The sequence below is a fragment of the Dyella japonica DSM 16301 genome, from assembly GCF_001010355.1.
GTDB lineage: Bacteria > Pseudomonadota > Gammaproteobacteria > Xanthomonadales > Rhodanobacteraceae > Dyella > Dyella japonica.
Genome location: NZ_JPLA01000016.1, coordinates 1 through 19937, shown reverse-complemented (window position 1 = coordinate 19937; position 19937 = coordinate 1). Strand labels below are relative to the sequence as shown.

Here is a 19937-nt window from a genome sequence, read left to right as displayed (position 1 = left end):
CACCGCCCGGGCACCACTAGCCGCCGGCCATCCCCCCAACTTCTTCTCGGACCCGCCCGGCCAGCTTCTTCTGCAGCATGATGCCGTTCTCTGCCTGCTGCGACCGCTGCGTTCGCGTGCGCATGCTCGACTGCAGGTTAGACATGCGGATCGCGATCTCCGGGTACTTTCCATTGAACGACTGGATCCGCTCGAGCACATCTGCGCGATCGCTGTCGTCGCCGGCGTCGGCGGCCATGGCGAACGCATTCATCAAGGCCTGGCGACGGTCCTGGATGAACTTCTGATAGTTCATCAGGGCGCCGTTGATGCGCTGCTGCTCCGCAACCTTCGTCGGCTGAAAGCCCAGCGCCTGGACGACGGAATCAGCCGCACTCACGTCCGGCACGATCGGATCGCCGCGCAGCGTGTTCACGCCCTCATGGGCATAGCGCAACGCCTTCATGGCGTTCTTGGCGAAGCTTGGCATCATCGTCTCGATGCCGCGCTCGGCGTGACCCTCGCTGAACTGCTGCGTGCCTACGTACATGTTCTTGACGATGCCGCCCAGCGGGCCGGCGATCGACTCGAGCATGTTGTGGTACGCGTCCACGCCCTCGAGCTGCTTGTCCGGCTCGCGGAACCATAGATCGGACATGCTCACGCGGCTGGCCACGTTGGCACCCAGCTGGCTCACCGCACCGTCGGCCACGAGCTGGCCAGCCTGCTGCCCCAGGTGGTCCGCCAGCCAGCTGCGGAACTCCGTATCGAAGTCCCAGGGCTCATCTTCGTCGCCACTCACGGCGTGCACCGCCTGCGCGCCATAGCGCAGCATGTTGATCATGGGCAGGCCCATGGATCCCGCGAACAGCGCCGTCATACCGGTGAGGCCGGTCAACGTGCGGCGCGCGGCCGAGCGGATCTCCGGCGATTCACCCTTGAAGGCCTTGTAGAAGTTCCGGCCCCAAAGCCAGCTCATGGCCAGGCTGTAGTTCTTAAACTGCAGAATCATCTTCTGCGCATTGCCCTGCATGTAGCGAGCGCGGTTCGCGTTGCTGTAGTCGCCGTGGGTACCGTTCGTCATGTCGTCGGCATACTTCACGGCTTCGGCAAAGCTCTTGCCCTGCTCGCGTGCGAGCCGGAACGCGGCGATGCCCGTGCCCTCGCGGTTGATCACCTCGGACTTGTGGAACATCCAGCTGATCCCGTTCATCACGCGCGTGTAGGCGGGACTCGAGCGCAGCGCGTCGCCTTCGGCCACGCCGGCGAGCGAGTGCGTCGCAGTACGCTGGAACGTGCCGCTGCGCTGCAGGGCGCGGAAGGCTTCCAGCTCTTCGCCCTTGAGCGTGCGCTCGATGGCGCCCCCGGTCCGAATGGCATCCTTCATGGTGCTGCCCAGCACGCGCATGGCCGACGGCCAGCCGTGGTGCGCGCCGAGCACCGGGAGAACGATCTGCGGCACCTGGATCAGGTTCACCAACGCGCTCGCCGGGCTCGCGGCCAGGTAATAGCTGAAGCCAATCGACGTGGCCACGTTGGCCAGCTTGCTATTCGTCGGGTTGAGGATCCAGTCATGCCGGCGCTGGATCTCGCCGAGCAAGGCATCGGCATGCGCTGCCTGCGAGGCATCGATGTCGGACTGGCCACGGCGCGCCTCCATGGTTTCGCGCATGTGCTCGAGCGTGCCCTGCAGCTGCCAACCGTAGCGTGCTTTGCTGATCTGGTGGGCACCGTGGAAGACGCTCGAGGCGAAGACACGCGGCACGTCGTCGGTATAGCCGGCCACATTGCTGCGGTGGATCCCGCTCTTCCTCAGCGACATGTTGGGCAGCGTCTTCAGATACATCTGATAGATCTGATCCTGCACGCTGTCGGGCGCATGGCCAGCGCGCAGGATCCCCATCAGGTCGCCCATGAAGGTGCCGCTGGGGGCGTCCTTCGCGCGGTAGTTGCTGTCTTGCCGTCCCTTGGCCTCGATCGTGCCACCCGACGCCAGGAGCTGGCGCTCGGCCGCCTGCTGGTCGGACGCGTGCTCGTATTTGGCGAACATGTACTCGCCCTTCGCAGTCTGGGCGCTGATCCAATAGTCACCAAAGCGCGCCAGCGGGAAGTACACGCCGTCGACCTTGGCGTCCGCGAAGTTGCGCCGCACGGTCTCGATCGCCGCCAGCTTGTTCTGGCGCGGGATGTCGAGTGACTCGAGATGCTCAACGGTGGCTTGCTCGAGCGCTTCGGACTGCTCCCGGTAGTGGTCACGCATCGCCGCAAAGTGCTGTTGTGCCTCGGGCGTCAGAGCGTCCCATTGGCGCACGAGCTCAGGATACTTCTGCTCGCGAGCCTTCTCGCGCGCAGGCAGCGAGCGCAGCGACTTGATCTCTTCGATCATGGCCGTTTTGTCGTCGCCCGAGCGGCCGCGCTGCTGATTCCGCAGCGCGTTGATGCGTTCCTTCACCATCTCCTTTGTCCACGGCTTCTGTTCGCCGCGGCTGTCACGCATCAGGAGGCGCTCGTACTGGCTGGTCGGATCCACGCCGAGCTGGGTGACGGCGTGCATGAACTTGAACAGTGCCTGCGCTTCGGGCCGAACCTTGCCCAGCCAACCGGCCGCGCCAGGCTGACGGGCCCAGGTGTTCAACGCATCGACCTTCGCAGCACCATCGATCGTCATGCTGTTTCGATCGCCGTCCATGCGCTGATAGAGATCCGCATACGCCTTCGCGGGCTTCTGCAACACGGTTTCGTCGCCGGCGAGCTCGAGCACGTGGCGCAGCTGCAACGCGCCGAGTGCGGCGGGTTCGAAGTCGCGAGCCCTTCCGGCCAGCCAGTCCTTCGCCTGCTGGAACGTGCTGCGATCCAGCTTCGGAAGTGCGGCGTGGATCGCCTCGATCGACGCCGACGCGTTGGCGAATGCGGGCTTGCGCTCCGGCCGCGGGTTGTCCGGATCCGCATCGGGGTGCGGCTGGCTGAAGTAGATGTTCGGATTGCTCTTGTCGAACGCGCCCCGGTTTTCGCTGGCCGACTTGATCTGCTCCGGATGGAAGGCGATCCACGAATTGGCCTCGGCCATGTGGATCCCGTCATACCCTTCGCGCTCGAGGCGGGCCCGAAACGCACGCGCATCTGCCGGCGAGTCGATCGACTGCGCCTCGGCCAGCTTCATTTTGTAGGGGTTCTGGATCGACAAGTACGCGTCGACGACACGCTTATCTGCAGGGCGGCCGTCCGACGCGTTCTCGGCATAGCGGTCGGCCAGGCGCTCGTCGGGCGTGAAGAAATGCCCGAGCGCGGACGTGTCGTGGCCCGTGGCATCGCCGGCGCGCTTGGGGCTGAATACGGAGAAATCCTCGGCCGTGCCGTGATAGACCGGCATGGGCTCGCCGTACTTATCGACCACCTTCGATTCGCCGAAAAAGTCGCGGAATTGAGGCGTATCAACGGCCTGAGAACCCTGAGCCCACGCCCAACCGGGCTTCTCCACCGCGTTGACGGCGTCCTTCAACCGCGCTACCGTGAATTCGTGCCCTGCGGCACCCCGGTCGATAGCCCCAGCTTTAGGAGCAGGTAGGAGTCGACCATCGGGAGCCGCAGGGTTTTTTGCGTCCAGGATCTGGGAATGCTGCAGGTCGTACGCATAGTTCCCGTTGGTGTCTTCGCGCACCACCAGGCGCGCCACGTGGTCGACGCCACCCATGCGCAGCGGCGCATAGAAATAGTGGTACGCCTTCACGTCCTTACCCTTGGTGGCCGGCTCAGACTTGGCCAATAGCGCGCGGCGCATGAGCGCAGGGAGTGCCGCCAGCGCTTCGATGCGCTCCGGGGTTGCCGACCAGGACTTCAGCTCGCGATTGCCCGCGCCGCTGAAGCCAATCTTCCAGCCGGTGTCCATGTTGGTCAGCTTCACGCCCTTGGCGCGCAGCTGCTCGAGATAGTCGTACGCACCTTGGCGAGCAATCTTCTTGCCCTCGGGGCTTCCCACCTCGCCCCATTTACCGCCCGGGATTGTCGTCACCGGTACCGCCTGGTTGGGATCGTGGCGATCGCTCGCGAATGCCGGCGCGGTGTCAGCCGCACCCTGCGGCGCATCGGCACGGCTGTCGCTACGGACGAACGCCTCCGACTTACTCAAAAGGCCGCGCAGCTCCGACTCGCCCACGGAAAGGTTCGGCAGCAGCTTGCGGACAAATGCACGCACGGCCGCCACCACCTTGTCGAACATGCTCGAGCGGACGCCCTTCTCTGCCGACACCGCCATGAACTCTTTCGCGAACGTCGTCGGATCCGCCGGGCCCTCGTCGGTCCGGTACCGGCGATCGACTTCGGAAAGCACGCGGCGCATGGCGTCGCTGGCGCGCTCCGGGCTCTGCCGCAGGTTCTCGATCGTGCTGGTGATCTTGTCCCAGGCACCCTCGCCAAGCGCTTCATCGACAACTCGATCCATGCCGTAGTGGCCGATCGCTTCATGCGCCAGCGTTCGCAGCACGTCCTCGCGGCCGCGAAGGTTCGACGCGACCAGGTACACAGTGTCACCGTCGTACAAGCCACGGGCCGAGCGATAGCGCGGATCCGCTTTCGCCGCTTCCGGCAGGAGCTCCGGGCTGTGTACCACGCGCACGTTGGGCTGGTTGTCGCCCCAGTGCGCCGTGGCATCACGCACCACGTCGTTGACCTCGCGGAGCTTGTTGGCCACCGGAGCCGTGCTGTTGTCCTTGGGTTCGGGCAGGTCGTAGGCGTGCGCCAGCGATTCGCTGTCCGCAGCGGCACGGGTACGCCCTTCCCCGCCAGGCTTGTCCACCACCACCATGCGGGTGTTCACCCCAGTGGGATTGAAGGACGACTTGAACGAACCTTCGGGCAGCTTCTCATCGGTGCCCTGCACCTTCTCAAGCCAGTCGCGGAATGCGACAGCCTTTTTGTCGGAGCGACCGAAGATCCCCTCACCAGTGATCGCTACCAGACGGCCGCCTGGCTTGAGCTGGTCGTAGGCGTGCATCACGTGCTCGCCATCCAGGCCGTTGGAGAACGGCGGGTTCATCACGATGCGGTCGTAGCCCTCGCCATCCGCTGCCTTGTGCTCGAGGAAGTCATGGCCAACAACGTCGTAGCCCTTCGCCTCGAGGATCTCCCGCAATGCGTGCGACATCTCGATGGTGTCGATCTGCGACTCGGGAGCAGCCGCGCGCACGGCGTCCGCCATATCGCCCTTGCCCGCCGACGGTTCAAGCACGCGGTGACCAGGCTGAATGTCCGCGATGTCTGCAATGCGGCGCGCCAGCGCCGGCGGCGTCGGGAAAAAGTCGTGGCCCACGGACTTGTTGCCCTGAATGGCGCGTTCAAGCGTGCGCACACGATCCTCGCCGGCGGGCACATCGCGCATCGCCAGGTATTGGCGCAATGCCTCGCGCAGCTCGAAGTTGTAGCCGATCCCCATGCGCGCAAAGTCCGCGCGCTTGTCGAGGCGATCGCTCACCCAGTAGGGCAGACTCGACTCCCGCGGATCGTTGCCCAATAGTTCGCGCAGCTTCGTGGCCGTGGCGGTGTTGATGCTCACCTTCTTGTCCGAGTCGGGCATCCACAGCTTGCGGTCGATGGCCAGGTCCGGTGCCAGCGCGACGGCCCACATCTGATCCTTGGCCTTCTCCGCAGGCATCTTCACGACCGTGCCGCGGACCTTGTCCCCCGATCGCGCCAGTGCTGCGTCGGCAGCCTTCTTAGTCGGGAACATGGCATGCGCGCCGTCGGTCGTGCGCAGCAACAGCTTGTGCGGGTTGTCGCGCACGGCCTGCGCGTATTCGTCGCCGTAGTCGATTTGCTTGAGCAATTCGGTACCGAGCTGCTTGCCGCCACGCGTGCGCAGCAGCTGGCGAACGATCGGCACCATCTGGTCACGCGTCAACGGGAACTGCGGCAGCTTGGCATTGAGCAGGTGCTCAGCGGACACCGGCGCGTCCTTCGCCTTCTCCCAATTCAGGCCCTGATCGCGCAGGTATTCCATCGAGGCGCTCTTTAGGGTGCGCTCGAGGAGATCCACCTGCGTGCGATGGCGGATCGGATCCAGCAAGCCGGCGGTACCGTCGGCCTGGGCTGTCGCAATGCGATCCATCGTGTTGGCCAGGGCGACGTCGTAGCGTGCCTGGGCTTCGGCGCTGGCGGCCTGGGCCGCACGGCGCCGCGTGTTGTCCTTGCGATCGCGCGCGAGGGATTGCTCACCACGAGCACGCAACGCAGCGGCCTTCTCCGCCAGCGTCTCGGAGCGAGCCTCACGCTTGGCCTCATCCCGCTGTGCCAGGTGATCGGCGCGCGACTGATCGCCCTCGCGGAGCGCCATGAATTTCTCGGCCGCCTCGCGGGTCCGGAACTGGAAGCCTGGTTCGGCGCCGTTCCCCTTGAAGCTCGAGTAGCGGCCGCCCAGCTGCTTGGCGGCCGAATTGAGCTGGTTGTAGACGTCGCGCTCCACACGCTCATCCATCTTCACCACGAATAGGTCGTGGCCATCGCGCGTGTGCTTGGTCTCCACCATGCGCATGCCGGTACCGTCGGTGTCCACCGCGCGCACCACAGAGTTGCGCTCGGTCTCCTTGGCGCGGTCCTCGGCGCGCTTCTCCACGCGCAGACGATCGAACACCACGCGCTGTTCGGGGGAGAGATTCTCTTCGCCGCCCTTGGCATACGCCGCCCGGGCGTAGTCCTCGACCGTTTGCGGATTCTCGACGCCGGCAGCGCGCTGCGCCACGCGATCGCGCATCTCCGCGACATACTTCGCTCGTTCGGCCAGGTGCTCCGGCGTGAGCTTGTCCACAGCGGCCTGCACGGCACGCAGGTGGCTGGTGTCGTAGTCACCCGAGATGATGTACGACTCCATCGATCCCACCGTGGCCTGGTCAAGTAGGCGGCGATACGCGCTGCGCACCATCGCATCCTTCTTGTCGTCACGCAGACCGAACTGGCTCTGCAGCTCGTCCTTGGTGAGCTTGGCCAGGTCCGCCAGCACGGCCGGCTTCTCGTCGCGCAAGCGTGCAAAGGCCGCCTGCACGTCGGCCACGGTACCGCCGCCGTCCGCCACGCTCTTGAACACGTCGCGCGCCTGCTCGAACGCACCAGCCGATGCCGGCGATGCTTCGGTGGCAGGCGAGGCTTCGCCCGCGGCCTCGACTTCCTTTGCCGGCGCCGCGCCTGCAGCAGGTTCGGGAGCGGCCTTTGCGGCTTCCGGTTCCGGTGTCTTCGCCTTGGCCACACCCTTGCCAGCCAGCTCCGGCTGGCCGAGTACGGAAAGCAGTTCGCGGCTGTCGGGGAAGGTGCTGTGCCATCGCGGCATGCCATCGATGCTGCGCGCATGCACTCCCTGCAGCGGCGATCCGTCCTTGTTGACCTCCTGAACCTGCACGCGCCAGCGGCTGTCACCCTCCCACTTGAACTGCAGCACCTTGTCGTAACCGGCGTAGCTCTTCACCACACGCCCCGGCTGGAAATAGGCCTCAAGCGTTTCGCGTGCGTGGGGCAGGTATTCGAGCTTGCCCTTCACGACCCTGGCAAGCGCGCCACTGGTGGTGACGCCACCTCGCTTGACCGTCGCGGGCTTGGCCGGCGGGACAGCAGGCTCTGCCGCTTTCGCCGGTGATGCGCTGGGTTCGTCCGCCTTCGGCTCTACGGCTTCCGCCGCCGGCGGCGTGGGTGCGGCCGCTTCGACCGCATCTACGGGTGCTTTCGCATCGGTGGACTCGCCGCGGATCTTGTCGACAGCCGCACGCAGCTGCGCCTTGTCGCCCTGGAACAGTTCGCGCGCCAGGTCAACGCGATCGTTGACACCCTTGATGATGCCCTCGCCCCGGAGCATCAACGCTGCCGGGTAGCCCTGCTTGTCGGTGGTGACCTTGGCCACCTCATACTTGCCGAGTTTCTTGGACTCGCCTTTCAGGATCTTACGCAGCAAAGCCTCGGTGCTTGCGGCCTTGCGCTGCTCCTGCTGGCTCCGTTCGCCCTCGGTTCCTTTGCCGGCCAGCATCCCATCGATGTGAGCGTGGGCTGCCTTTGCTTTGTCGTACCACTTGGTTGCTTCGCCAGCGCGCCGCACAGAGGCGTCGATCGCCTGTTCCTTTCGCTTGGTCATGCGCGTGAAGCCCACGCCCATCGGGAACGCGTCGCCCTTGTTCAGAGGGTCGGCGCCGCGGCCGGAGGCCTGGTTCGCGCGGCGCGTGAACTCGTCGGCACGCGCCTGGCTTTCTCGAATCGACTTCTTATCCGCATCGCTGAGCGTTACGCCATTGCGCTCTGCCTCCGCGATTCGATCATCGATCGTCGCCGCCGGCGCCGCTTCGGGAGCTGCCTCCGCCTTGGGCGCCTCAGGCGCGCCGCGCTCTACATGTTCGCTCATGGCCTTGGAGGTGTCGCCCTCCTTCAGCCAGTTCTTGAACTGAGCCACGTCCATGGCGTGCACGGGGCCGACCTTCCAGCCCGGATCGAAGTTCTTCTTGTACGCGGCAACGGCTTCGTCCTGACTGTCATAGCCAAGCATCACCTTGTGCTCGTCGAAGCCGCCGCTCTTCTGGTCGGTCTGGTCGACAACAAACACGTGTTCGCTTTCGGGTTTGGGTCCGATATACGCGTCAACGTGGTCACCGTCGGCGCCCTCCGTGCGCTTGATGTAGCCGTAGTGGTCGGACATCTCATGCGACCAAGACTTGCCGTCGGCGCTCACGCCGCTGCGTGTGGATCCGCGCGGATTCTCGATGCTGATATCCATACCGTGCAGCGAGACGTGGCCCTTCTTGTAGTTGCCGGCCTCCTTCTGCGCGTCGGTCGGCTCCGGGCGCTCGTTGGCGGGCGAGCTTGCTGCCTCGGCGGCAGCCTGCTCCACCTTTTCGGCCATTGGCACTTGCGCGGCGGCCTCCGCGGGCGCATCCGCCTCGGACGCCGCCACCTTCTCTTGCACGGGCTCGGGCACATGGGTGGCCGCGGTCTCGGTGGCAGCCTGGGTCGACTCGACTGCTGCCGGTTCGTGTTCCGCCACGGCGTCGGCCGCCGGCTTGTCGGCGGCCTTTCCAATCTCGGCCAGCCGCTCGCCGTCTTCCGGGAACGCCTCGCTCTGCTGCGGCACGCGCTCGCCCGCCTTCAGGGTGTCGAGCGCATCCGCGGGCGTCATCTTCGCGATATCGGCGTCGCTGTGGCCGAGCTCGCGCAGACCTTCTCGCGTGGCTTTGGTGACCATGAAAGGCACGCTCGCCGTGGTGTCGGCGCGCGCGGCAGCACCCGGCGGACGCGACGCCTCGACCGGTGCCGCATCTGCAGCCGCGGGTGCGGTGGGCACTGCGGTGGGATCGGTTGCCTTCGCGCGCCGCACAGCGATCTTCGAGGCGACCTTGCGCGCGTCGTTGATGTCCGTGGGCGGCACGCCCCACTCTTGAGCGAGGGTCTTGGTGGGCACGCGCATGTGCCCGTCGGTGTTGTACTGCCACACCAGGCGATCGGCGAGCGCCGTCGTCAGTTCACCCGACGTCGGCGTGCGCATCTCTCCCGTCGCTTTGTCGACCCACGGCACGCTCGGCGGCTCAGCGGCAGCCGACTGTTGCGGCTCGCTGCCAGCGCCAGCCGCTGCGTCGCCGTCGGCCGCGGAAGCGGACTGCGGCTCGGTAGGTTGCGCGGCCGCACCATCGGCCGGCTGCGCGTCATCGGCCAGCTTGGCGCCGATACGTTGGGCAAGCGCCTGCGGGTTCTGCGCGTTCTCAGTGAGGAACGCTTGCTCCGCCTTTTCGGCGTCGGTCAGGTCGCGCCGCGGCTTGCCAGGAATCGTGAATGTCTTGCCTTCGGAGTCGAGGCGCTGCTCATCCTGCACGCCTTCGCTGGCGCGATTGAGCGCATCGAGGCGGCGCTGCGCGCGCGCGGTGATGTCGTCAGCGGTCACGATCGGCTGGACGCTCGCGGCCGGCGTTGCCGCCTGCTTCACCCCCGTCGCGTCCGAATCCGCAACCGCTGGACGGACTGTCGTATCCGGTGCCGCCGCGGCCTGGCTTTCGTGGATCGCATTCGCAGCGTCACTCAGGCTGCCAGGTTGTGCATCCTCGAATCGCGGCCGCGTGAGCGTGGCCGGTTTATGCAGGCCGCCCAGCACACCGAAGGCAGCGCCAGGCGCAGCGCCGGCGCCGAAGGTTGCCAGCGAATCCGCCAGCGGATCGCGCTGTTCACCCGTGGCGCTGTTTGCTGCGGCCACTTCGGCCGCCGTCTGGCCGACGGCTGCAGCACCTTGCACGGGCGCCTCGAGCGCGGCACCGGTGGCCATGCGCTTCAGCGTGCTGTCGCCCACCACCTTGGATAGAACACCCTGCGTGTTGTGCAGCAGCGGCAACGCCGACACGCCGCCTGCGGCGGTGGCCAGCGGCAGCGCGGTACCGAATACCTTCTCGCGGACCTGCTGCGCCAGCTGCGAGCGTGCATCGTCGGGAGACATGCCGCGCTCGACCATCTGCTGATAGGCCGGCAGCTTGGCGAGATCCTCGTCCGACATCTGCGTGACGCGGTCGGATTCACCCTGGGCCGCATCTTCCGCGCCCTGCAGGCCACCGGAAACGGCGCCGCCGGCGAGCGCGCCGCGCCCTTGTGCCGCTGCAGCCTGTTGGGCGATGGCCTGGCCTTCCGGAGCGAGCTCCGCGGTGCGGCCAGCCTTGATCGCCGATGCAATCTCGCTCGTGACGCCCGGTGCCTTCGTCAACGCACGGGCGCCAGCCAGCTCGGAGCCCACGACCATGGGGGCCATCTCGCCAACCATGTTTGCGCCTTTGAGCGCCCAGTTCATTGGCGACGCTGCGCCTTCGCCGAACTGCCACGTGCTGGGATGCAGAAGGTCACCTTCCACAAGCGACTGTTCCTTGGTCGCCTTGGCCGCGTCGCTTTCGCTATTGGTGATCGCGTCGCCGCCCTTCTGAATCAGGCCGCCCACGGCGTCGCCAACGGTCGTGCCTGGTCGGCGCAACCAATGGGGCAGCTTCGATGCGTAGTCCACGCCCGACACGCTCTGCGCGGCGCTGGTGAGTGAGTCGGTGGGCAGCGCCTTGTCGACCAGCTCGCCGGCGCCCTTCACCAGGCTGCCCAGGCCGTGCACAACACCGCCAACCAAGTTTTTGGGAATGTCGAGCGCGCCGTAGCCGTCGGGTTTCTTCAGTGAAGTCGGCGTCGCCGCCGGCGCTTCATCATCCCAGGTGACATTGCCGGTGATGCCTGCGGCATTCGTCGCAGGCTTCGCCAACGTTGCGCTTGGAGCAACGGCAGCGGCCGGCGGCGTACCCGATGGCTGCGCAGTGTTCGGCGCTTGGTCGTCCCACGTGACTTTGCCGGTGATGCCGTTGCCGTCGCTCACAGAAGATGCTCCTTACCGTTGATCAGAACCACCGCGCGGCCGGCTTGATCACGTCCAGTTCGCAGGCCCTGGGCCTGCGCGCTCTGCAGGCGCCACTGGGCGATGCGTTCTGCGGACGGAGTCGGCTCGTCCTTCGTCGGTAGGAAGCCTTTCAGCTGTTCCTGCGTGCCCTTGGAGATCTGATCAAGGATCTCGTCGCTGCGCTTGGTGTCGCTGTCGTCCTTCGTAACCAACGAGCGCGCCGGCGAGCCGTCCGCCATTCGAGTGGGCGTGACAACGCTTGTGCGCGGATTAACGAGGCCGATCGTACCGTCCGCCAACGTCACCTTTTCCTTGGGCTCGTTCAGCAACTTGTTGGCCATTTCCAGCGCCGTATTGCGAAGTGTGTTATTGCCGCGCAGGTTCTCAACTGCCAGCGCATTCGCTCCCTGCGACTCGACCTGATCGCGCTGCGCTTCGGCCTGCTGTGCGAGCTGCCCATCCTGCTGAAAGCCCTGCTGCAGCCCGGCCAGGTTCGCCGCCGCGGTGCGGCGCGCCAAGCCCGTGCCACCGTACTGGGCCTCCATCGCCAGGTTGCGCGCAGCGATGCCGGCGGCGCTGCGTGGATCGCGGGACGCCACATCGAGCGCGTCGGATTGGGCGTACTGCTGCGCGCTCGGTCGACTACCCGTAATGGGTTGCGCCGGTGCGTTCCGCGTTAGGTTGCTCACCATCTGTTCGGTGGTCGGCGTGCTGCCCGTCACGTCGCTGGCCAGCACCTTGCCCAGCGCGCCAGCATCAGCCCGGCTCAACGAGTCGCCGTAGTGCTGGATCGTGTTGTCGTCCATCGTGCGCGGAATGCCAGCTTGGCCAGACCCATCGCTGAAGGTAGGCACGCCGTTGACCATCGCACCGACGGGCAGCTTGCGATCGCCGACCGTCACGCCCGCGTTCGGTTGCGCCGCCGGCGAGGGATTCGCTGTATCCGTCGACTTCGAGCCACCGCCAAAGATGCTGGTCAGCGGTCGCGTCAGGGTGCTCACGACATTGGTAAGGCTATCCGCGCTGGGCGCCTGGCCATCGGTCGGACTAGCCACCGCGGTGGGTGCACTGCCGCCGTCGCCGCCCGAACCAGCCGGGAACGGCAGGGACAGTTTGGGCGTCACGCGATCGGCTGCCGGTTGAACGTCCGCTGGCTCGCCAGTGGCAGCGCGCATGACGTTTTGCGCAAAGGCACTCCCCTCGCGAAACGGCCGCGACAACGTGTTGGCCACGCTGTCGCTGGCACCGTTGTATTTGTTCATCACCTCGGTGTTCGTGTTGGCGATCGCATGGCCAACGGTGCGCAGCGACTTGCCCAGGGCCTCGGCGGACGACGCAGGCGGTGCTCCGGCGTCGCCAGCAACGTCCGCCGGCGCGGGGGCCTTCGCCGCCGGCGGCACCATCGTCGCCGGCGGATCCGCCGGATGCTGATCACCAAGCGAGACGCGCGCCGACGCGTCTGCAGGCGCACGAGCGGACGCGTCAGCGCCAGCCGGCGCCATGTTGGGCCGCGTCAGCACGGGCGTGTAATCGTCCGTATCGAAGGCAGGCTTTTTCAAGGTCGGGTTATCGATGGCCATCCTGCATTCCTCACTGATTGTCGGAAGTCGCGTCGAGCGACGTGCTGACGCTGTAGCTGTTGCTTGCGCTGATCGACGCGCTGCCGTTGCCGTTGATGCCGGCCTGCACGTGGGTGGCGCTCATTGCACCCGCGGCGAGCTGGCTGGCCATGCCGCCGGCGGCCTGGATCGAGCTGATCACCAGGCGTGCCTGCTCGATCATTCGCTGCATGCGGCTGTCGAACTGCCGGCTGAGCACTTCGAAATAGGCCATGTTGTTGCGCGCGTTGGCCTCGGCCGAGCGCACCAGGATCTCGTTCTGCTGTGTGCCAGCGCTCACCTGCGCCGCATAACGCGACGTGTCGGCGGTAAAGCTCGAGACCTGCGCCTGGACCTGCTCGAGCGCAGCCTGCACCTTCTCGCGCTCCGCCTGCAGCAGGGCGACATACTTGCTGGTGCCGGCTTCGATCGCCCGAAGCCGCGTCTGGACAACCTGCACCTTCACGTTGTTCCCCGACTCGTAGCCCTGCACCGTCGCGGCGAACGCACGTGCTTCCGATTCAAGCAGACCGGCCTTGGCCGCCTCGCCGCGCACCTGCGACTCGTAGGCGTCAAAGCGAGTCTTGTCCGCCGCCAGCCGCTCGGCGTATGCCTGCACGTCGGCGCGGTACATGTCGATCTTGCCGCGCTCGAGATCGGCCGCGGTCTTGGTGGCATCGATGCGGGCCTTGAACACCTCGACGACAGTGGCCAGCGCCTGCAGCTTGGCCGTATAGATGCGCACGTTCTGCTCGTTGACGGTGCCCTTCAGCTGCTCGGCCTCGATCTCTGCCTTGAACTGCTCGAGCTTGGAGAGCTCCGCCTGCACGCGCGCCTGAAAGACCCGCACGAGCGCATCGATCGTCTGCAGGCGGGCGTTATAGGACGTGACGCGCAGGTTGTGACGGTCAAACTCCACCTGCACCCGCTGGCGCGCCATCTCAAACGATCGCTGTGCCAGGTTGTTGAACTGGTTGATCAACGTGCCCTCGAGCGCAATGCCCTGCTGCACGGCTTGACGCAGGTTCTCGATCGCCCAATCCGCCGCCTTGCTGAGCACCTCGCGGCTGAGTGCATTGACCTGCAGCTGGTTCTGCTCGCGCGCTTCCTTGACTGCGGCCGCCAGCATCCCCGGCGGCATACCGAAGCCGCGCCCGGCGAAGTCGTCAAACGCCTCCTGCACCGCCTTGTGCGCCGTCACGTCCTCGCGCTCGCGCGCAGCACTGAACAGCGCCGCTTGCACGACGGCCGGCATGCCGAATTCGCCCGTAAGCATGGCGCGCACGGTGTCGGCGACTTCGTTGAGCACGGTGGGTCGGTAGGTCGGCTCCGCCCAGTCGAGGCCGAGCGTCGGCACCGCATCGTCAAACGTCGGCACCGTTGCGTCGAACGTCGGCAGCAAGATGGACGGACGGTCGGGAATATCGATGGCGAGCATGGGCTCGGTCACCGGCATGGTGGTGTCGGGCGCGTCCGGCAGTACCGGATCCACGATCGTCGGCCGCACTGGTGCGCCACTCGTATCAATCGGCGCTGGCGCCGACGGAATGTTGAGCTGCACGATGCTCGGATCCCATGACGGTGCCTGGCCCGGATCGAGGCCGGTCAGCAGATCCTGGAAATCCTCAAACGCGGGTGCGCTGAAGTCCGGCACTGCTCCGAATTTCTGGGCGCTGGGCAACGGCACGTTGGCCACGTCGCCTGGACGGATCGGGTCCGGCTTCAGGTCCGGCGGGGTGGCTTCTTGTGGCAGCTGCACCGTCGAGAGCTGCGCGATGCTCGAGAACGCTGTATTGAGCGCCTCGTCCGCGCGATCGCTCATCTTGTCGATCTGCTGCGAGACAATGTTGTAGGGGCGGTCGTAGACGTCCGACGAGACGTTGACCAGCGGAATCAGCGCATCTTTTGCCATTACACCCTCCGGCTACCGGGATCAGTGAGCCACTGCAGGCCGTTGGGCACGCTGAAGTCGGCGCCCGCCTTGTTGCTCACCTCGAACTGCCACATCACCGATCGCACGCCCTTGCCGAACTTGGCGCGCATCGTGGTCTTGCCCTCGGCGCGTCTTTCCTCGAACGGATACGTGTGCGCGCCGTTCTGACCAGCTGCCACGTCCAGGACGCGCACCTGCATGTCACCGTCGGTCGACATCGGCGCGTACAGATACCCTCCGCGCCGCACGCTGTCGCCGGCGCCGGACTGCTGACCCGTCCGGAAGGACGCCGCCACCTCTGCGCCAGCGTCGCTCTTGCCTTCGAGCAGGTAGAGACCGTCAGGGCCTGCGCCATAAAGCTTTCCGTCGATCACCGCCATGGAGTTCATGGCGAACGCGGCGTATCGGCTTGCGGCAAACGAATCGGTGTTTGCCGTCCAAGCGACGCCAGTGGCGGGCAGCACACCGACACCGTCGGCGGCGGCCCCCTCGACCACCAGCGCGAGGTGACGCACCACAGTGAAAACGGCCTCACCGGCACGCAGGGACTCGATCACCTGGCCACTCAGGCGCCCGGCCGTATCGGTGTCGCCGCCAATGGTGGCCACTTCGATGACAATCGCCTGGCGCCGCACCGACATCGCGTCGCCGGCGCGGAGCACCTCGACCACCAGACTGCTGCGGTCGTACTGCACGCGGTCGGCGATGCGTAGCGCATCGCGCACGATCAGCTCCCGGTTCGCCAGCGGCATGGGCGAGTCGCCAGCACGCAGCAGGTCAAGCACGACCGCACTGCGCCCGGTCTTCACCGTGTCGGCCGCATGCAGGATCTCGCGGAGAATCTGCTCGTTCGCTGGCGCGGCCGTGTCACGAATGCGCATGGTCTCGGCGAGAGTCCGCGTCGGATGCGCCAGCGGCGCCCACACATCCGCGGCCGAAATCGCCTCCCGGACAATGGCCGCCAGCTGGTACGTCGCCGTGTCAGTGATGGCCAGCCGCTCCGAAACCACCACAATGCGCCTGGACACCATCGCGTCACTAATGGTCGCGGGGAAATCGGGCATGACGGTGCTGAAGCCTGGCCACGCGCGGTCGGCCGCAAAGGCCTGTTCCTCGAGCACGATGCACTGATCAGCCATTGATCACCCCGATGTACGCCATGAAGCCCGTTTCCATGCCGGACCAGTCGGGCGCACCGACGATCCGCAGGCCTGTGTTGAGGTTGATGCCGAAGCGGATCGAGTCGGCTGTGCCGGCGACGTTATGGGTCTCTTCGATGTACTGATCCGCGCTAAAGCCGTCCTGCAGGTCTGGCGTCCACAGAGGCCACAGATTGAAGCTCGTGCCAGTGACCGTCGCCGTTTGGATAACCCCCTGCTGGCTCGAGCAGACGAGCATCACGTTGTAGCTGCCGCTCGCGGGCACGTTCTCAATCGTGGTCGGCGGCAACGGTGGCTCGGGAATGTCGTACAGCATGGCGTCGATGTTGTCGCCGCCATGGCACCAGGGCCCCGAGTCGGCAATGTCGCAGCACGGATCACTCGGGTTATAGAGGGGCGTGTCCGGATTCGCCGTGCGGTACTCGTTGGGGCCGTAGCCGTTGACGTCCTTCAACGACACCGGCACCCAACCAGTGAAGTTGCCGTGGCCGTCGTAGGTATCCCGATAGGTGCCGAAGTAGCCCGGGCAGTTGCGCTTGTAGCCGCAGTACCACGGGTCGGTCAGGTATGAGTACGAGCGCGTAACGGTGTGGCTGGTGCCGCTGTGGGCCCGCTGCACGGCGTAGTAGTAGGCCTCGCGGTCATAGAACGGCACCGCGATGCCTGTCGTTAGCGAGGGATGATTGACCGTCTTGGTGTCGGTCGTTTCCAGGAAGCGCTTGACTCGGCGGGCGATGCCGATCGACGGATTGATAGGATCGTCCGACGCGAAGATCCGGCAGTACCCCATGTCGATGCCCCGGACGCTGATATCCGTGGTCGACGGCGCCAGCTCTTCCCGGTCATCCAGGTCGTTGGTGTAGAACATGGGCGGCACCTGGCGGCGGCCACCGTCGTCGTGCTCGGACCACTGCCCGATGTACATGCACGGCTCGTAGTTGTTCTTCGATCCCGGATCCGCATCGGCGTTGTCGCGGTAGAACTTCACCCACTTGAGCTCGTCGCCCGCAAAGAACACGTGCATGGTCGTATCGCACTTCGGCGGCACCGGTGCGTTGGGCACGGATGGCTTCATCGAATGGGCCACCAGCAACATCAGGGCTGGCTCGGGAAACCGGATGATCGTGCCGTTCTCGATCTGGGCCTTCGGCGGATACCACAGGGCGCCCTCGCTCACCTTGCTCAGGTGTGCGGACGCCGTCGCAATGGGATCGAGCACCAGGCCGTCAACGTATTGAAACGCCTCTTCAGTCTTGCGCGACAGCGCCGCCGTGGCCCACTTCATTTGAAACTCGGAAAGTCGGTCGACCTTCCACTGCGCGGCGGCCAGCGTGTCCTTATAGGCATCCCCGGTCAGCTTGCCAAACGCGGCGCGCAGCTCGCTGGCGCCGGCGGCCACTTTGATCTGCTCCACGGCGCCGATCTGGATCGGCACCATGTAGTGCACGCCCTTCTGGACGCCACTGTCCTCGTAGCGCCAGGCGGTGTTGTGCGCCTCGGTCCCACTCGCGTTGAATGCCCAGCCCATCTGCGACGAGTAGCTGGTGTGGTCGTAGAACGGCTTCATGTCGCCGTGCTCCACCAGGCGCACAATCCGGCCCGCCCGCACCCAAGCATCAATCTGCGTCGCCGGCGGGAGCGATTCACCAGTCGGGAACCCACCGTAGTGATCGAGAACATCGATCGCCTCGAGGTCGCCGTCCTTCTCAAGGCGATCGCGGAAGCTCTGCAGGGTGGTCTTGGGGCGTAGCGGCAACGGCATGGCCATCACGCCCTGGGTGATGCTGATCTCCACGATCCACGGCATCCCATCCGGACCGAAGCTCAGCCCATGCGACCGGCTGAAGTGCCAGTCGAACGTGATTTTCAGTCCGTCCTTCGCCATGGTGCGGTCGAACGCGCTGGGCGGCGTGTCCTTCACGCCCGGCAGGTTTGCGCGGTCGTAGATGCTCTTGGCCTGGCCGTGCACGACGCGGGGCTTGCCGAAGCCCATCAGGATCTGCACCAGGTGGCGCATCGACCCGGAGTACATGGTCGGCCGCAAGCGCGTGTATTGCGAATAGACCTTCGGCGACTGATCGTCGGGGTTCTTCAGATCGGTGGCCAGCGCGTCCGCGGGTTCCACCGCCAGGCGCTGGATGTGCTGAAACCCGGGGGCCAACTTGAAGCGATCGGCACACGACTGGGTCGGATGGAACTGATTGAGGGTCGTGTATGCCGGTGTCGGCGGATCCGCGGGCACCTTCTCGATGTAGCCGCTCTGCACGACGCCCGACAGAAAGTCGGGAATGTCGACGGCGCCGACGTCGACGGCTTCAACGATCGTCGGTCCGCTGCCCGCCACGATGTGAACAGCGTTAATGCCACCGGCGATGACGACGTAGGCGTACGCATCCGCGTCGAGCCGTTGCTGAGCAGAAAGCTGGGGCAGCCCGCCGACGCGCGCACGCTCCTGCGTCCGGTGGAGCAAGGCCATGGCCAGCGGAACCAGCTCATGGCAGCGCTCCGGGTCACCGGACACACTGAGGCGCACAACGCCGTCGGTGGCCGCGCGCATCGATCAGTCCGTCAGGCTGACCTGATAGCCGAGATCGAACGTCTCGCCATCGAAGACCGTTCGCGGGTTGGCGAACAGCGATGCCGAGACCAGCACGCCGGCCGTGCTACCGCGACCGTTGTCGCTGAGCAGGCCCGCGCCAGTGATCGTCACCGATGCAGCGGTCTCGATCTGATAGCTGGCCTTGTTGGCCAGGTTGCCGATGACGCCGGCGGCCGGTGCGCTGGGCACCCACTGCGGGCGCGTAGCGCTCGTGTAGCCTTCCGTCTGGCTGGTGATCTCGTTCATCGTCGCCGCGAAGTTCGACGCGGCCAGATCGTCGGTGATCGGCGTATTGCCCGAGCACAGCGCGAGATAGAAGGCCGGCAGCTTGGCGTCGTTGTAGAGCGCGATCCCAAGGATCTTGAGCAAGCCCTGCGAGACGACGCGGTTGCCGTCCGCCTGGAAAGCCAGCTCACGCTGACGCACACGATGGAAGTACGTGCCGGCCGCCTTGATCTCGCCGCCAATGATTACGCCGTTGTCGGTGATGTCATAGCGGCCGTCGAGCAGCAAACGTCCGATGTGGCGACGGAAGCGCTCCACGGTGCGCGCCAAGCGCTGCGACGGGATATTTACCAGGCTCTGGATGTTGCGCATAAAGGCTCTTCCTCTATAGGAGGGAAGGCACTCATGCGCCGGAATTGGGTTGTGCCGGCGCTCATGCGCAGGCGGCCAACTGCTAGTGAAGTGTAGCGGTCAGACGGCGCGAATGGGCGACCATGGCACCGCTTTCGGTGGTGTCGATGCTCAGGCGGTCGGCTTGTGGCGTGAGGATCTGGCCATCGTCGCACCCGAGGATAAAGCCACTGGCCGATAGCCAGACCGCCACCTTGCGGCCGGACTGCTGGTACTGCGGGGAAAGTGACTCGCCGTCCACGATCAGGCCACAGCCGGCGACCGGAGCGAGCGAAGACTTTTCATCCTGCGTCCATTCCCCTGGCTTGCTGCCGCTCAGGAAAACCACGCCATGGCGCGTGCCCACGTAGATGCCGCCTTTGACGCCCAGCACCAGGGTGATGCGATCACTGAACTGCACAAAGCCCGTGCGCGGCGATGTGAGTCCATAGTTCATGGGCTCGCTGATCACCAGCACGTTGCCTCGCGCCACCAGGAGGCGGCCTCGCCACACCGTGACAAAGTCGCCAGGCGGCATGGCCGCGAGTGAGCGCGTCGTGGCTTGGCGGCCCAGCTGGTCGCCACCGATGAGATACGACTGCATGCCTGCTGGCACGTCGGCGCAGTGGTACAGCACCGTGCCACCTAGCTCGGAACGATAGACGCGTACCAGGTCGACGCCGGCAGG

Annotated in this window: 7 protein-coding genes; all 7 read right to left on the bottom strand. The window is 65.8% G+C overall.

Features of this window, described 5'->3' with window-relative positions; translation table 11 throughout:
• Positions 1 to 16: 16 nt before the first annotated feature.
• Positions 17 to 11323, bottom strand: a complete 11307-nt coding sequence (locus Y882_RS06845) for a PLxRFG domain-containing protein (RefSeq protein WP_046971158.1) — start codon at positions 11321 to 11323, stop codon at positions 17 to 19.
• Complete coding sequence (locus Y882_RS06840) at positions 11320 to 12924, bottom strand: hypothetical protein (RefSeq protein WP_046971157.1); 1605 nt, start codon at positions 12922 to 12924, stop codon at positions 11320 to 11322. The genes Y882_RS06845 and Y882_RS06840 overlap by 4 nt, the downstream gene beginning before the upstream one ends.
• Positions 12925 to 12934: 10 nt before the next feature.
• Complete coding sequence (locus tag Y882_RS06835) at positions 12935 to 14854, bottom strand: coiled-coil domain-containing protein (RefSeq protein WP_052949755.1); 1920 nt, start codon at positions 14852 to 14854, stop codon at positions 12935 to 12937.
• Positions 14854 to 16014 (bottom strand): hypothetical protein, encoded by a 1161-nt coding sequence (locus Y882_RS18790; RefSeq protein WP_052949753.1) that lies wholly within the window; start codon positions 16012 to 16014, stop codon positions 14854 to 14856. Before Y882_RS18790 ends, Y882_RS06835 begins: the two co-directional genes overlap by 1 nt.
• Positions 16007 to 18592: a hypothetical protein gene (locus tag Y882_RS06825; RefSeq protein ID WP_046971156.1), complete on the bottom strand. Its 2586-nt coding sequence runs from the start codon at positions 18590 to 18592 to the stop codon at positions 16007 to 16009. The genes Y882_RS18790 and Y882_RS06825 overlap by 8 nt, the downstream gene beginning before the upstream one ends.
• Before the next feature lie 3 nt (positions 18593 to 18595).
• The gene (locus Y882_RS06820) at positions 18596 to 19231 is read right to left on the bottom strand and encodes a hypothetical protein (protein ID WP_052949751.1); all 636 of its coding nucleotides are present in this window, start codon (positions 19229 to 19231) and stop codon (positions 18596 to 18598) included.
• A gap of 82 nt (positions 19232 to 19313) precedes the next feature.
• On the bottom strand, positions 19314 to 19937 hold a 624-nt coding region (locus tag Y882_RS20265; protein ID WP_211259135.1), incomplete at its 5' end, for a hypothetical protein.

What these genes read in the sequence shown, in the direction of transcription:
- Y882_RS18790 (WP_052949753.1), bottom strand. Translation starts at nt 16,014, where the DNA reads ATGGCTGATCAGTGCATCGTGCTCGAGGAACAGGCCTTTGCGGCCGAC.
- Y882_RS06820 (WP_052949751.1), bottom strand. Translation starts at nt 19,231, where the DNA reads ATGCGCAACATCCAGAGCCTGGTAAATATCCCGTCGCAGCGCTTGGCG.
- Y882_RS06840 (WP_046971157.1), bottom strand. Translation starts at nt 12,924, where the DNA reads ATGGCCATCGATAACCCGACCTTGAAAAAGCCTGCCTTCGATACGGAC.
- Y882_RS06835 (WP_052949755.1), bottom strand. Translation starts at nt 14,854, where the DNA reads ATGGCAAAAGATGCGCTGATTCCGCTGGTCAACGTCTCGTCGGACGTC.
- Y882_RS06825 (WP_046971156.1), bottom strand. Translation starts at nt 18,592, where the DNA reads ATGCGCGCGGCCACCGACGGCGTTGTGCGCCTCAGTGTGTCCGGTGAC.